Genomic DNA, 12,321 nt, shown 5'->3' with positions numbered 1-12,321 from the left:
ACAGCGGGGTCGTCAGGCGGAAGCCGCGTCCGGGGACGGCGAGGCGGGGGCCTCGGCGGCCTTGGCGCGCTCGTCCGCGGCGGCGCGGATGGCACGCCACGCGGACTCGGCGGCCTGCTGCTCCGCCTCCTTCTTGCTGCGGCCGGTGCCGGTGCCGTACGAGACGCCTCCGACGCGGGCGGCAGCAGTGAAGGTCTTCTCGTGGTCCGGGCCGCTCTCCGTGACGAGGTACTCGGGCACGCCGAGGTTCTCCGTCGCGGTCAGCTCCTGGAGGCTGGTCTTCCAGTCCAGGCCGGCACCGAGGTTCGAGGACTTCTCGATCAGCGGGTCGAAGAGCCGGTGCACCAGCTCGCTCGCCGCGTCGAGGCCCTGGTCCAGGTACACCGCGCCGATCACCGCTTCGAGGGTGTCGGCGAGGATGGAGGCCTTGTCCCGGCCGCCCGTGCCCTCTTCGCCCCGGCCGAGCCGGATGAAGGAGCCCAGGTCGAGGCCGCGGCCCACCTCCGCCAGCGCACGCGAGTTGACCACCGCGGCCCGCAGCTTGGCCAGTTGGCCTTCGGGCAGGTCGGGGTGGGTGCGGTACAGCGTGTCCGTGACGACGAGGCCGAGGACGGAGTCCCCGAGGAACTCCAGGCGCTCGTTCGTCGGCAGACCGCCGTTCTCGTACGCGTAGGAACGGTGGGTGAGCGCACGCACCAGAAGGGCGGACTCGAGCTGATACCCGAGCCGCCCTTCCAGAAGCGTGTGGGACGAGGCCGCGTTGTTGCTGTCTGCCATCGTGGCGTCTTCCGCCTTCTTAGGGCTAGACACAGCGCCTCTCACCAGCCGCTCAGACCTCGAGGACCTGGCGCTTGTTGTAGGTGCCGCAAGCGGGGCACGCGATGTGCTGCAGCTTCGGCTCCTGGCAACGCTCACACGAAACCAGGGTGGGGACCGCAGCCTTCCACTGCGACCGGCGGTGGCGCGTGTTGCTGCGCGACATCTTCCGCTTCGGAACAGCCACGGCTACTTCTCCTGCTTCTCGTCGACGCCCGCTTCCGCTTCGGCGCCGCTCATCTCGTCCTTCTCGCCGCCCTTGACGGATTCGGCGAGTCCCTGCAGTGCCGCCCAACGGATGTCGACGGCGTCATGGTGGTGGTCCGGGTCGTCCGCGAGCCGCACTCCGCACTCGGAGCACAGGCCCGGACAGTCTTCCTGGCACACCGGCTGCATCGGCAGTGCGAGCACCACCGCGTCCCGCAGCACGGGCTCGAGGTCGAACATGCCGTCCTCGATGAAGAGCCTGTCCTCGTCGTCCTCGGCGTCGTCGGCCGGTTCCGCTGCGCGGCCCCGGTCGTCGGCGTCAGGGTACGAGAACATCTCCTGGAACTCCGCGTCGAGCGCGAGCTCGACCGGCTCCAGACACCTTACGCACTCCCCCACGGCCGACGCACGGGCGGTGCCTGTGACAAGCACCCCTTCCATGACCGACTCGAGGCGGATCTCCAGCTCCACCGGCGCGCCCTCCGGCACGCCGACGACACCTTCGACACCGAACGGCGCCGGGGCGCCGGGAGCGTCGACGGTGCGGGTCAGCCGCTGCAGGGCACCGGGACGCCGGCCCAGCTCGTGCGTGTCGAACACGAGGGGGTTGCGGTGGTCGAGGCGCGTACTCAGGGCTGTTCCTGCTTTCGAGATCCAGGGGACTGGCAAGGAGGCCGCCGCACGGACGCCGCCGGGAGGCGACGGGAGCGGGCAGCCCGGATCGCGGGGATACGCGCGACCGAAGAGCCAGGATACTGGACCTTTCGCTCTCGGCCCAATCCGGTCCCCGGCCCCCGCGGGGACCGGGTCAGCGGCCCTGTTCGTACTGGCGGAGCTGCTCCGCGCTGATCATCGTGGTGTCGAAGAGACTCGTCTCGTCGAGCACGGCGGGCGCGGTGCCCTGCCGGCCGTAGCCGTGCGGCTGCGGGGAGGGCTGCTGCGGGGGCTGCTGCTGCGGGACCTGGGGGGCGTACTCCTGCTGCGGGTACGCGTACGGGTCCTGGGGGTAGCCGTACGGGTCCTGCTGGCCGTACGGCTGCTGGTAGGCGTACGCGTCCGGCCCGCCGTACCCGTCCTGCTGCCCGTACTGGTCCCGCTGTCCGTACGACCCGTGCTGGTCGTAGGCGTAGGGGTCCGGCTGGTGGTCGGGGCGCGGCGGGGCGTACGGCTCCTGGGCGGGGACGCGGGGGGCGGCCGGGGTTCCGGCGGCGGTCGCGGGCCGGGGCGGCTCGGGGGTCTCGGCGAGGTCCGCGAGGTAGTCGGCGTCGGAGGTGTGGCCCGCGTGCTCGCCGGCGGCGCTCGCGCCGAGCTCGCCCAGCTCGTCGGCGGGGGCGCGGCCGTGGAGCTTCTGGCGGCCGCGGCCGACGGCGTCCAGGGTCTTGGCGAGGACGGCCTCGATGGCGCCGAGCTTGGCGTCCACGTACGCGTCGGCGTCGCGGCGCAGCGTCTCCGGGTCGTGGCTGCGCTCGGGGGCGTCGTCGAGCTCGGGGTCGTAGCCGTGCCGGCCGGGGTCCGGGGCGGCGCCGAGGAGCTTCTCGCGGCCGCGGCCGACGGAGCCGAGGGTCTTGGTGAGGACCACCTCGAAGTTGGCGAGCTTGGAGTCCACGTAGTCGTCGGCCTCGGCACGGATCTCGTCGGCCTGCCGGCGGGCCTCGGCGAGGATGCGGTCGGCCTCGCCCTGGGAGCGCCGGGCGACCTCCGTGTCGGAGATCAGCGCCCCGCGCTGGGCGTGCGCGGACTCGATGATGCGCTCCGCCTCCTGCCGGGCCTGCTCGACGAGCTGCTCGCGGCCGCCGATCAGCTCCTGGGCCTGGGCGAGGGAGCCCGGCAGGGCCTGGCGCACGTCCTCGAGCATCGACAGGAGCTGGGCGCGGTTGACCACGCACGAGGCGGACATGGGCATGGACTTGGCGCTGCCGACCGCCTCGACGATCTCGTCGATCTTCTTCTGCACGTCCACCGCGGGCTCGCCACTCTCTACGGGGTTGGGAGAAGGACGGGACGACTGTAGCCCTTGATCAGCCCTTGCCGAGGCGCTTGTTGAGGGCTTCCAGCACGACCGGGGGAACGAGGTGCCCGATGTCGCCACCCCAGGCCGCGACCTCCTTGACCAGCGAGGAGGACAGGAAGCTGTAGGCGGGGTTGGTGGGCACGAACAGCGTCTCGACGCCGGAGAGACCGTTGTTCATCTGGGCCATCTGGAGTTCGTAGTCGAAGTCGCTGACCGCGCGCAGGCCCTTGACGATGGCCGGGATGTCGCGCTCCTTGCAGAAGTCGACCAGCAGGCCGTGGAACGACTCGACCTGGACGTTGCCGAACTCAGCGGTGACCTGGCGGATCAGGTCGATGCGCTCCTCGATCTCGAAGAGGCCCTTCTTCGACTGGTTGATCATCACCGCGACGTGTACGACGTCGTACAGCTTGGAGGCGCGGGCGATGATGTCCAGGTGTCCATTGGTGATGGGGTCGAACGACCCCGGACAGACGGCGCGGCGCAACGGAAGTCCCTCGCTCTCCGGTCGGGTCATGGCGCGATTCTTTGTTCGTCGCACGTAGAGGCGGCGCGACCGTACCAAAACGTGCCTTCGCCGTAGCGACGGGACCGAAGCCCCTCGAACCCGTCCGGCCAGCCGAAGACTCCGCCCCTCGTACTGCGTTCAACGGTGACGAGCGCGTCGTCCGCGAGCCAGCCCGTCGAGCGGAGTGTGAGCAGGATCTCCCGAAGATCGTCGTCGGCCACCGCATAGGGGGGGTCGAGGAAGGCCAGGTCGTAGGGGGCGGTAGGGGTGGCCTCCCGGATGATCTGGGCGGCTTTGCCCGCTCTGACCTCGGCGCCGGGCAGGCCGATCGACCGGACGTTGTCACGGATGGTGCGCACCGCGCGGGCGTCGGCCTCGACGAGCAGGGCGTGCGCGGCGCCCCGGGAGAGCGCTTCGAGGCCGACGGCTCCGGAGCCCGCGTACAGGTCGAGGACGCGGGCGCCGTCGAGCGTGCCCTGCAGGGCCTGCCAGGTGGAGAACAGGCCTTCGCGGGCGCGGTCCGACGTGGGCCGGGTGCCCGTGCCCGGCGGGACGGACAGGCGGCGCCCGCCGGCCGTGCCGGCGATCACGCGGGTCATCTGGGTCTCTGTGTCCTTCGGCTGGGAGGGGGGCGTGTCCTCACGATATGCCGTACTCCCGCGTCGTCCCCTGTCGGCCCGTCCCGGCCCTGCGCGGCGCTTCCCCCTCCGTATCCGTGCGTCGGGCCTTCGCGGCCCTTCCCGCTCCGTGCTTCCCGCCGTCAGCCCTTGTCGAGGTACTGCTCGCGCTCCTCGTCCAGGAGGGCGGCCAGGGCCGTGCGGAGCTCCGGCAGGTGCTCCAGGTCGGGGTCGCGGGTGACCACGGCGGTGGCCTCCTCGCGGGCCGCCGCGATGATCTCCTCGTCGTCGATGACGGCGAGCATCCGCAGCGAGGAGCGGACGCCGGACTGGGCCTGGCCGAGGACGTCGCCCTCGCGGCGCTGCTCCAGGTCGATGCGGGAGAGCTCGAAGCCGTCCAGGGTGGACGCCACCGCGCCCAGGCGGGCGCGGGCGGGGGCGGCCTCCGGGGCGTCGGTGACCAGCAGGCACAGGCCCGGCGCGGAGCCGCGGCCGACGCGGCCGCGGAGCTGGTGGAGCTGGGAGACGCCGAAGCGGTCGGCGTCCATGATCACCATCGCCGTGGCGTTCGGGACGTTCACGCCCACCTCGATCACCGTGGTGGCGACCAGGACGTGGGTCTCCCCCGCGGCGAAGCGGCGCATCACCGCGTCCTTGTCGTCGGGCTGCATCCTGCCGTGCAGGACCTCGACCCTCAGGCCTTGGAGGGGCCCCTGGGCGAGCTGCTCGGCGACGTCCAGGACGGCCAGGGGCGGGCGCTTGTCGGCCTCGTCATCGGCGGCGGGCTTCTTCCCCTTCTTGGGCTGGTCCCCCTCGTCCCCGAGGTCGTCGCCGATGCGGGGGCAGACCACGTACGCCTGGTGGCCGTTCTCCACCTCCTCGCGGACGCGCTCCCAGGCGCGGGCGAGGAAGTGCGGCTTGTCCTGCGCGGGCACCACGTGGCTGGAGATGGGCGAGCGCCCGGCGGGGAGCTGGTCGAGCACGGACGTCTCCAGGTCGCCGAAGACCGTCATGGCGACCGTGCGCGGGATGGGCGTGGCCGTCATCACCAGGAGGTGCGGCGGCTGCTTGCCCTTGCCGCGCAGGGCGTCGCGCTGCTCCACGCCGAAGCGGTGCTGCTCGTCGACGACGACCAGGCCCAGGTCGTGGAACTGCACCTTGTCCTCGATCAGCGCGTGCGTCCCGATGACGATCCCGGCCTCGCCCGTGGCGAGGTCGAGCAGCGCCTGCCGCCGGGCCGCCGTGCCCATGGAGCCGGTGAGCAGCGTGACCCTGGTGGCGTGCTCGGCACCACCGAGCAGGCCCCCCTCGGCCAGCTCGCCCATCATCTCCGTGATCGACCGGTGGTGCTGCTGGGCGAGCACCTCGGTGGGCGCGAGCATCGCGGCCTGTCCCCCGGCGTCCACGACGGCGAGCATGGCGCGCAGGGCGACCATGGTCTTGCCCGATCCGACCTCGCCCTGGAGGAGGCGGTGCATGGGGTGCTCCGTCGCCAGGTCGGTGAAGATCTCCTCGGAGACGCGGCGCTGGCCGTCCGTGAGCTCGAAGGGCAGCTTGGCGTCGAAGGCGGTCAGGAGGCCGTCCGGACGGGGCCTGCGGGCGACGGCGGGCAGTTGCGTGTCCGCGAAGCGGCGCCGGGCCAGGGCGACCTGGAGGACGAAGGCCTCGTCCCACTTCAGGCGGTCGCGCGCGGTGGCGATGTCGGCCTTCGAGTGCGGCCGGTGGATCTTGAGGAGGGCCTCGGGCAGGGGGATGAGGCCGCGGCCCTCGCGCAGGCTCGGCGGCAGCGGGTCGAGCGCCTCGCGGGCGCTGGGCAGCACCGCGTCGATCGACTTGGCGATCTTCCAGGACTCCAGCTTCGCGGTGGCCGGGTAGATCGGGATCAGGGCGCCCGCCCAGGAGTCGACCGCCTCGGCGGCGGACTCCCCGTCGGCCCGCAGCAGTTCGTACGCCGGGTGGGCGAGCTGCGTCTTGCGGTTGAAGACGGAGACCTTGCCCGCGAACATCGCGCGGGTGCCCGGGAGCAGGTCCTTGTGCGGCTTGTGGATGCCGCGGCCGAAGAAGACGAGCTGGAGCCGGCCGCTGCCGTCGGTGATCGTGACCTCGAGCCGCTGGCCGCGGCCGCCGTTGAACTTCAGGATGCGGGCGTCGGCGACCTGCGCCACGACCGTGACGTGCTCGTCCAGGGGCAGGTCGGAGAGGTGGGTCAGCTCGCCCCGCTCGGCGTACCGCCGGGGGTAGTGGTGGAGCAGGTCGCCCACCGTGTGCAGACCGAGGTGCTCGGCCATGACCTTGGCGGTGGCTTGGCCGAGGGCGTTCTTCAGCGGTTCTTGGAGCGCGTGCACGAGGTCCATTGCACACCACGGCACCGACAGTCCGGGTCCTGGCCTCGCGGGGCGGGCGTCACTCCACGCCGATGAGGAGGAGGGCCGACTGGGGGCCGCCCCGGTAGAGGACCGTGTCCACGGCCAGGTGGCCGTCGCGTACGTGCTTCTGGAGGCGCTCCGCCACCTCGTCGGACACCTCCTCGCCCAGCACCAGCGTGACCATCTCGCCCCCGGCGGCCAGCATCCGGTCGAGGACGGCCTCGGCGGTCGCCGCGATCTCCGTACCGATCACCGCGACGTCGCCGTCGATCAGGCCGAGGACGTCCCCGGCCTGGCAGATGCCCGCCGTCGTCCAGGACTGCCGCTCGGCGACGGCCAGCTCGGCGTACCGGGTGGCCCCGGCGGCCGACGTCATCGCGACGACGTCCTCGTCGAAGCGGCGGTCCGGCTCGTGCACGGCGAGCGCGGCGATGCCCTGGACCGGGGAGCGGGTGGGGATCAGGGCGACGCGCACGCCCTCGGAGCGGGCCTGCTCCGCGGCGGCCGCCGCGGTGTGCCGCAGCTCGGCGCCGTTCGGCAGCAGCACGACCTCGCGGGCGTGCGCGCGCCGGACCGCGTCGACGAGCTCGCCGCTCGCGGGCGGCTCCCCCGCGCGCGTGGGCACCGTGGTCGCGCCCGCCTCCGCGTACAGGCCCGCGAGGCCCTCACCTCGTACGACGGCCACGATGCCGCGCTGCGCGCGCTCGCGCGGGGGCCGCGGGGCACGGGTGGTGTGCGCGTCGCCCGCGCCGAAGTGCGTGATGCGGATGCGGTACGGCCGGCCCGCCTCGACGCCCGCCTCGACGGCCGCGCCCGCGTCGTCCACGTGGACGTGGACGTTCCACAGCCCGTCGCCGCCGACGACGACGAGGGAGTCGCCGAGCGCGTCCAGCCGCGTCCGCAGCCGGGCGACGGCGGTGTCGTCCGCCTCCAGGAGGTAGATCACCTCGAAGGCCGGTCCGCCGCCGTCGGCGTGTTCGGCGGCCGCGTCCGCGCCCTCCCGCGACTCCGGGTGCTCCCGCGGCTCCGGCGGCTCTCGCAGTTCCGGGGGCACCTGGGGCTCCAGGCACTCGATGAATTCCGCGCACTCCTCGAGTTCCGTGTGCCCCTGGGGTTCCGTGTGCTGTTGGGCTTCCGCGTGCCCCTGGGCCTTCGTGTGCTTCTGGGGTCCGGTACGCCCCTGGGGTTTCGCGCGCTCCTGGGGGGCCGCGGTGCCCAGGGGTCCGGCCGCCAGGGAGACGGGGGGCGTGCTCGACGGGCTCCAGGGGGTCGGCGCGGCCGCCGTGGAGCGCGCCGCGGCACTCGCCCGGGCGTGCGCGCTCCAGGGCCGCACCGTCTCGCCGGACAGCGCCGCCACCAGGGCCCCCAGGACCGCCACGAGCCCCTGCCCGCCGGCGTCCACCACGCCCGCCCGGCCGAGCACCGGGAGCTGGCCGGGGGTGGCCGCCAGGGCCGCGCAGGCGCCGTCGTAGGCCGCGCGCGCCACCGTGCCGCAGTCGGCCGCCGGCCGCCCGGCCGAGGCCGCCTCGGCCGCCGCCCCGGCGACCGTCAGGACGGTCCCCTCCACGGGCCGGGCGACCGCCTGATAGGCGGAGCGGGCCGCGCGCTCCAGCGCCCGCGCCAGGCGCTCCCCGTCGGCGTGAGACGCGTCACCCTCGTCGTCGGCCAGCACCTGTGCCATCCCGCGCAGCAACTGCGCGAGGATGGTCCCCGAGTTGCCGCGGGCCCCGATCAGCGCCCCGTGCGCGAGGGCCCGCACCGCCTCGGTGAGGGTGGGCTCGCCGGGCTCGTGGCCCGCGAAGACGGCGTCGACGGCCTGGGTCGCCGACTCCATGGTCAGGTAGAGGTTGGTGCCGGTGTCCGCGTCCGCGACCGGGTAGACGTTGATCGCGTCGATCTCCTCGCGGGCCTGTCCGAGCGCCTCAAGAGCCAGTGCGCTCCAGGCGCGGAGCGCGACCGCGTCGAGGTTCTGCGGCAACTGTCGCCTCCTAGATAGCGTCCGAACGGCCTGGACGGCGGGATGGGACGCAGCGTAGACCCGGGTCAGGAGGGGTGGCCGGGGCGGGCTCCGCCTCGGTCATGGTAGTTTCGTTGTACCGAAGCGGTCGTTGTATGCTGCTCCGGTTGCCCGATCTCATCGGGACATTCCCCTGGCACCGCCACCCAGATCATTCGCTCTGATCCCGGCATGCCGGGTTTAACCGTAAGTGCATCTGAAGTCTTTGGAGTGACCCGTGGCTGCCAACTGCGATGTCTGCGGCAAGGGGCCGGGCTTCGGCAACAACATCTCGCACTCGCACCGCCGTACGCCTCGTCGCTGGAACCCGAACATCCAGCGCGTGCGTGCCGTGGTCGGCGGGACGCCGAAGCGGCTCAACGCCTGCACCTCGTGCATCAAGGCCGGCAAGGTCTCGCGCTGACGCACGTTCTGCGCGGCCACCTGGCCGGTTACCGGAGAAGCCGGTCCCCTCGGGGACCGGCTTTTTCGCGCGCCCGGACCCGTCCGTACGCCCGCCCACCCGGCCCCGCGGCCCGGTGGCCCCGCCTGCCAGAATCCGGCCCATGCGGTTCGGCATCCTCGGCCCCCTGGACGTACGCGCCCCCGGCGGTGAACCCGTCGACCCGGGTGGCCCGCGTCCCCGGGCGCTGCTCACCCTGCTCCTCCTGGACGCCGGCCGCGCCGTCTCCGTCGCGCGCCTGACCGACGGCCTCTACGGCGAGCGGCCGCCCGCGGGGGCGGCGAACGCCTTGCAGTCCCAGGTGTCGCGGCTGCGCACGCGCCTCGGCGTGGACATCGAGGCCACGCCCTGCGGGTACCGGCTGGTGGTCCGCCCCGAGGACGTCGACGCCCACCGCTTCGAGCGCCTGGCCCGCGAGGGTCGGGAGGCCCTGGCCGCCGGGTCCCCCGAGCGGGCCGCCGCCCTGCTGCGCGAGGCCCTGGGCCTGTGGCGGGGCACCGCGCTCGCCGACCTGCCCGGCTCCCCCGCGCCGCGCACCCGGCTCGAGGAGCTGCGGCTGGCCGCCGTCCAGGACCGGATCGACGCCGACCTCGCGACCGGGGGCGGCCCCGGCCTCGTACCGGAGCTGCGGGAGCTGCTCGCCGCGCAGCCGCTGAGCGAGCGCCTGTACGGGCAGCTCATGCGGGCCCTGCACGCGGGCGGCAGGGCGGCCGAGGCGCTCGCGGTGTTCGCGCAGGCCCGGGGCGTGCTCGCGCGCGAGCTGGGCGCCGACCCGTCGGCAGAGCTGGCCGCGCTCCACCTGGAGCTGCTGCGGGGCGCGGAGCCCGCGCGGCGGCCCGCCGTCCCGGTGCCGCTGACGCCGCTCGTGGGCCGCGCCGGGGAACTCGCCCGCGTCCGTGACCTGCTCGCCGGGTGCCGGCTGGTGACGCTCACCGGGCCGGGCGGCGCGGGCAAGACGCGCCTCGCCGTGGAGGCGGCCCGGGAGGTCGCCGGGGTGGGAGACGTGTGCTTCGTGGAGCTGGCGCCGCTCGCCGGCGGGTCGCGGGTGGCGGACGCCGTACTCGGTGCCCTGGGCGTGCGGGACGGCTTCCACGCCCCCGCGCGCGGGGGCGATGCCACGGAGCGGCTCCTGGCCGCGCTGGAGGGCCGCGAGCTGCTGCTGGTCCTGGACAACTGCGAGCACGTGATGGACGACGCGGCCCGCACCACGGCGCTGCTGCTCGGCGTGCACCCCGGCGTCCGGGTCCTCGCCACGAGCCGGGAGGCGCTCGGGATCACCGGGGAGGCGCTGTGCCCGGTGCCGCCGCTCGCCGCCGCGCCCGCGGCCCGGCTCTTCGGGGAGCGGGCCGCGGCGGTCCGTCCGGACTTCGCGGACCAGGCGGCCCTCCCGGAGCGGGCCGCGCTCGTCGGCTCCGTCTGCGCCGCGCTGGACGGCCTGCCCCTCGCCATCGAGCTGGCCGCCGCCCGGCTGCGCACCCTCACCCTGGACGAGCTGGCGGCCCGCCTGGACGACCGGTTCCGGCTCCTGTCGCGCGGGGACCGCACGAAGGCGCCCCGGCACCGCACGCTGCACGCCGTGGTCGAGTGGAGCTGGGACCTGCTCGACGGCGCGGAGCGGGAGCTGGCCCGGCGCCTGACGGTGTTCCCGGGCGGGGCGACGCCCGCCGCGGTCGAGGCGGTGTGCAGGGTGCCGCACCCGGAGGACCTGCTGGCCTCGCTCGTGGAGAAGTCGTTCGTCGAGACGGTCGGGGGGCGCTACCGGATGCTGGAGACCATCCGCGCGTTCTGCGCCCGGCGGCTCGCCGACGCGGGCGAGGAGGACGCGCTGCGGGCCGCGCACGCCGCGTACTTCCTGCGGTACGCCGAGGAGGGCGCGCCGCGGCTGCACGGCGCCGGGCAGGTGGCGTGGCTGGAGCGTTTCGCCGCCGACCACGGCAACCTGGAGGCGGCCCTGCGCCACCTCGTGCGCACCGACCCGCGCGCGGGGCTGCGGCTGACGGCCGCCCTGTCCTGGTACTGGCGGCTGCGCGGCCGGGCCGGGCAGCGGGCGCCGCTGGCCGCCGAACTGCTCGCCGCCGTCGGGGACGAGGCGCCGGACGGGCTGGTGGAGGAGTACGTGCTGTGCCTGCTCAACACGGCCGCGGGGGACGGCGACGACCCGGCGGAGCCGGAGCGGCTCGCGCGCGCGGAGGGCCTCCTCGCCTCCCTGGAGAGGCCGCTGCGGCTGCCGTTCCTGATCGTGCTGTGGTCGCTCGCGGGCGGGCCGCGGCAGGGTCCTGAGGGCCGGGTCCGGGCGCAGCTCGACGGGCACCCCTGGGGGCGGGCCCTGCTGGATCTCGGGCGCGGTTTCCAGGAGCAGTTGGCGGGGCGGCTCGGCACCTCGGAGGCGGCCTTCGCGCGGGCCCTCGCCGCCTTCCGGGCCACGGGCGACCGCTGGGGCATGGCCAACTGCCTGGACCCGCTGGCCATGTACGCCGACTGGCGCGGCGAGCGGCGGCGCGCCCTCGCGCTGCTCGACGAGGGGCTCGCGCACGTGCGGGAGCTGGCCGCCCCGGAGGAGACCGGTGACCTGCTGTGCCGGCGCGCGGCGGTCCTGCTGCACGGCGGCGCCCTGGAGGAGGCCGCCGAGCACTACCGGCTGTCCGGGGAGCTCGCCCGTGCCTCCGGGGTGCGCGACAAGGTGGCGACCACGCTGCGCGGCCTCGGTGACGTGGCCCGGCTGCGCGGCGAGCCGGCCCGCGCGCGTGGGTGCTACGAGGAGGCCCTGGAGATGTGCGCCGCGAACTGGTTCAGCGTGGCCGAGACCGCGCGGATCCTCATCGGGCTCGGCCGCGCCGCGCTCGCCGAGGGCCGCGCGGACGAGGCCGCCGAGTGGTTCGCACAGGCCCGGGACCAGGCCCTCGCCCCGGCGGACGCTCCGCCGGTGCCGGTCCCTGGCAGCGGTACCGGTACCGCTGCTCGTACCAGTACCAGTACCAGTACCAGTACCCGTGCTCGTACTCGTACCCGTACTGGCATTGGCAGCGGGTCCGGCACCGGCACCGACCCCCACACCCACACCGGCTTCGGCGAACAGGCCGAGGCGGCCGAGGCCCTTGCCGCCGTCGCCGAGCGGCCCGAGGACGCCGCCCGGCTCCTGGGCGCCGCCGCGGGCCTGCGCGGCACGCTGATCGCGGACGACCCCGACGTGGCTCCTCTCGTCCGCGCGGTGCGGGCGCGGCTGTCCCCGGCGGCCTACGAGAAGGCCTTCGCGCGGGGCCGCGGGGAGCGGGCGGCGGCCCTGCGGGCGTAGCCGGGCGAGCCCCGCCGGTGCGCCCGGGTACACCGACGCCGAGCC

The 12,321-nt window shown here is 74.5% G+C and carries 10 protein-coding genes; 2 read left to right on the top strand and 8 right to left on the bottom strand.

The genetic code is table 11. From position 1 onward, the window contains the following. Window positions 1–12: 12 nt before the first annotated feature. From rnc to QK440_RS13815, 8 genes are all read right to left on the bottom strand, one after another. Window positions 13–822, bottom strand: a complete 810-nt coding sequence (gene rnc, locus QK440_RS13850; RefSeq protein ID WP_190137806.1) for a ribonuclease III — start codon at window positions 820–822, stop codon at window positions 13–15. 7 nt (window positions 823–829) lie between these two features. After that, window positions 830–1,003, bottom strand: a complete 174-nt coding sequence (gene rpmF, locus QK440_RS13845; RefSeq protein WP_030361955.1) for a 50S ribosomal protein L32 — start codon at window positions 1,001–1,003, stop codon at window positions 830–832. A gap of 2 nt (window positions 1,004–1,005) precedes the next feature. Then, window positions 1,006–1,677, bottom strand: a complete 672-nt coding sequence (locus tag QK440_RS13840) for a YceD family protein (protein ID WP_282793414.1) — start codon at window positions 1,675–1,677, stop codon at window positions 1,006–1,008. Window positions 1,678–1,831: 154 nt separating this feature from the next. Next, window positions 1,832–2,983, bottom strand: a complete 1,152-nt coding sequence (locus QK440_RS13835; protein WP_282793370.1) for a cell division initiation protein — start codon at window positions 2,981–2,983, stop codon at window positions 1,832–1,834. 58 nt (window positions 2,984–3,041) lie between these two features. Then, entirely contained in the window at window positions 3,042–3,521 is a 480-nt protein-coding gene (gene coaD, locus QK440_RS13830; RefSeq protein ID WP_282793413.1) for a pantetheine-phosphate adenylyltransferase, read from the bottom strand. 26 nt (window positions 3,522–3,547) lie between these two features. After that, window positions 3,548–4,141, bottom strand: coding sequence for a 16S rRNA (guanine(966)-N(2))-methyltransferase RsmD (rsmD, locus tag QK440_RS13825; protein ID WP_282793369.1), 594 nt, complete (start codon window positions 4,139–4,141; stop codon window positions 3,548–3,550). A 161-nt stretch (window positions 4,142–4,302) separates the two neighbouring features. Beyond that, complete coding sequence (recG, locus tag QK440_RS13820) at window positions 4,303–6,513, bottom strand: ATP-dependent DNA helicase RecG (protein WP_282793368.1); 2,211 nt, start codon at window positions 6,511–6,513, stop codon at window positions 4,303–4,305. A 49-nt stretch (window positions 6,514–6,562) separates the two neighbouring features. Then, window positions 6,563–8,503, bottom strand: coding sequence for a DAK2 domain-containing protein (locus QK440_RS13815; protein ID WP_282793367.1), 1,941 nt, complete (start codon window positions 8,501–8,503; stop codon window positions 6,563–6,565). Between the two features lie 256 nt (window positions 8,504–8,759). Here QK440_RS13815 and rpmB point away from each other — a divergent pair, with 256 nt between their 5' ends. Both rpmB and QK440_RS13805 read left to right on the top strand, forming a co-directional pair. Beyond that, a complete protein-coding gene (gene rpmB / locus QK440_RS13810) occupies window positions 8,760–8,945 on the top strand; it encodes a 50S ribosomal protein L28 (protein ID WP_030195073.1) in 186 nt (61 codons plus the stop codon). 142 nt (window positions 8,946–9,087) lie between these two features. Further along, window positions 9,088–12,276: a BTAD domain-containing putative transcriptional regulator gene (locus QK440_RS13805; RefSeq protein ID WP_282793366.1), complete on the top strand. Its 3,189-nt coding sequence runs from the start codon at window positions 9,088–9,090 to the stop codon at window positions 12,274–12,276. Window positions 12,277–12,321 lie beyond the last annotated feature (45 nt).

Origin of the sequence: Streptomyces sp. CC224B (genome assembly GCF_030010595.1) — a bacterium.
GTDB classification, from domain to species: domain Bacteria; phylum Actinomycetota; class Actinomycetes; order Streptomycetales; family Streptomycetaceae; genus Streptomyces; species Streptomyces longispororuber.
Note: the sequence above shows the minus strand (reverse complement) of the source record. Positions and strands in the feature narration are given on the sequence as shown.

Coding starts and splice junctions, on each gene's coding strand:
- rsmD (WP_282793369.1), bottom strand. CDS start 4,141: ATGACCCGCGTGATCGCCGGCACGGCCGGCGGGCGCCGCCTGTCCGTC.
- recG (WP_282793368.1), bottom strand. CDS start 6,513: ATGGACCTCGTGCACGCGCTCCAAGAACCGCTGAAGAACGCCCTCGGC.
- QK440_RS13805 (WP_282793366.1), top strand. CDS start 9,088: ATGCGGTTCGGCATCCTCGGCCCCCTGGACGTACGCGCCCCCGGCGGT.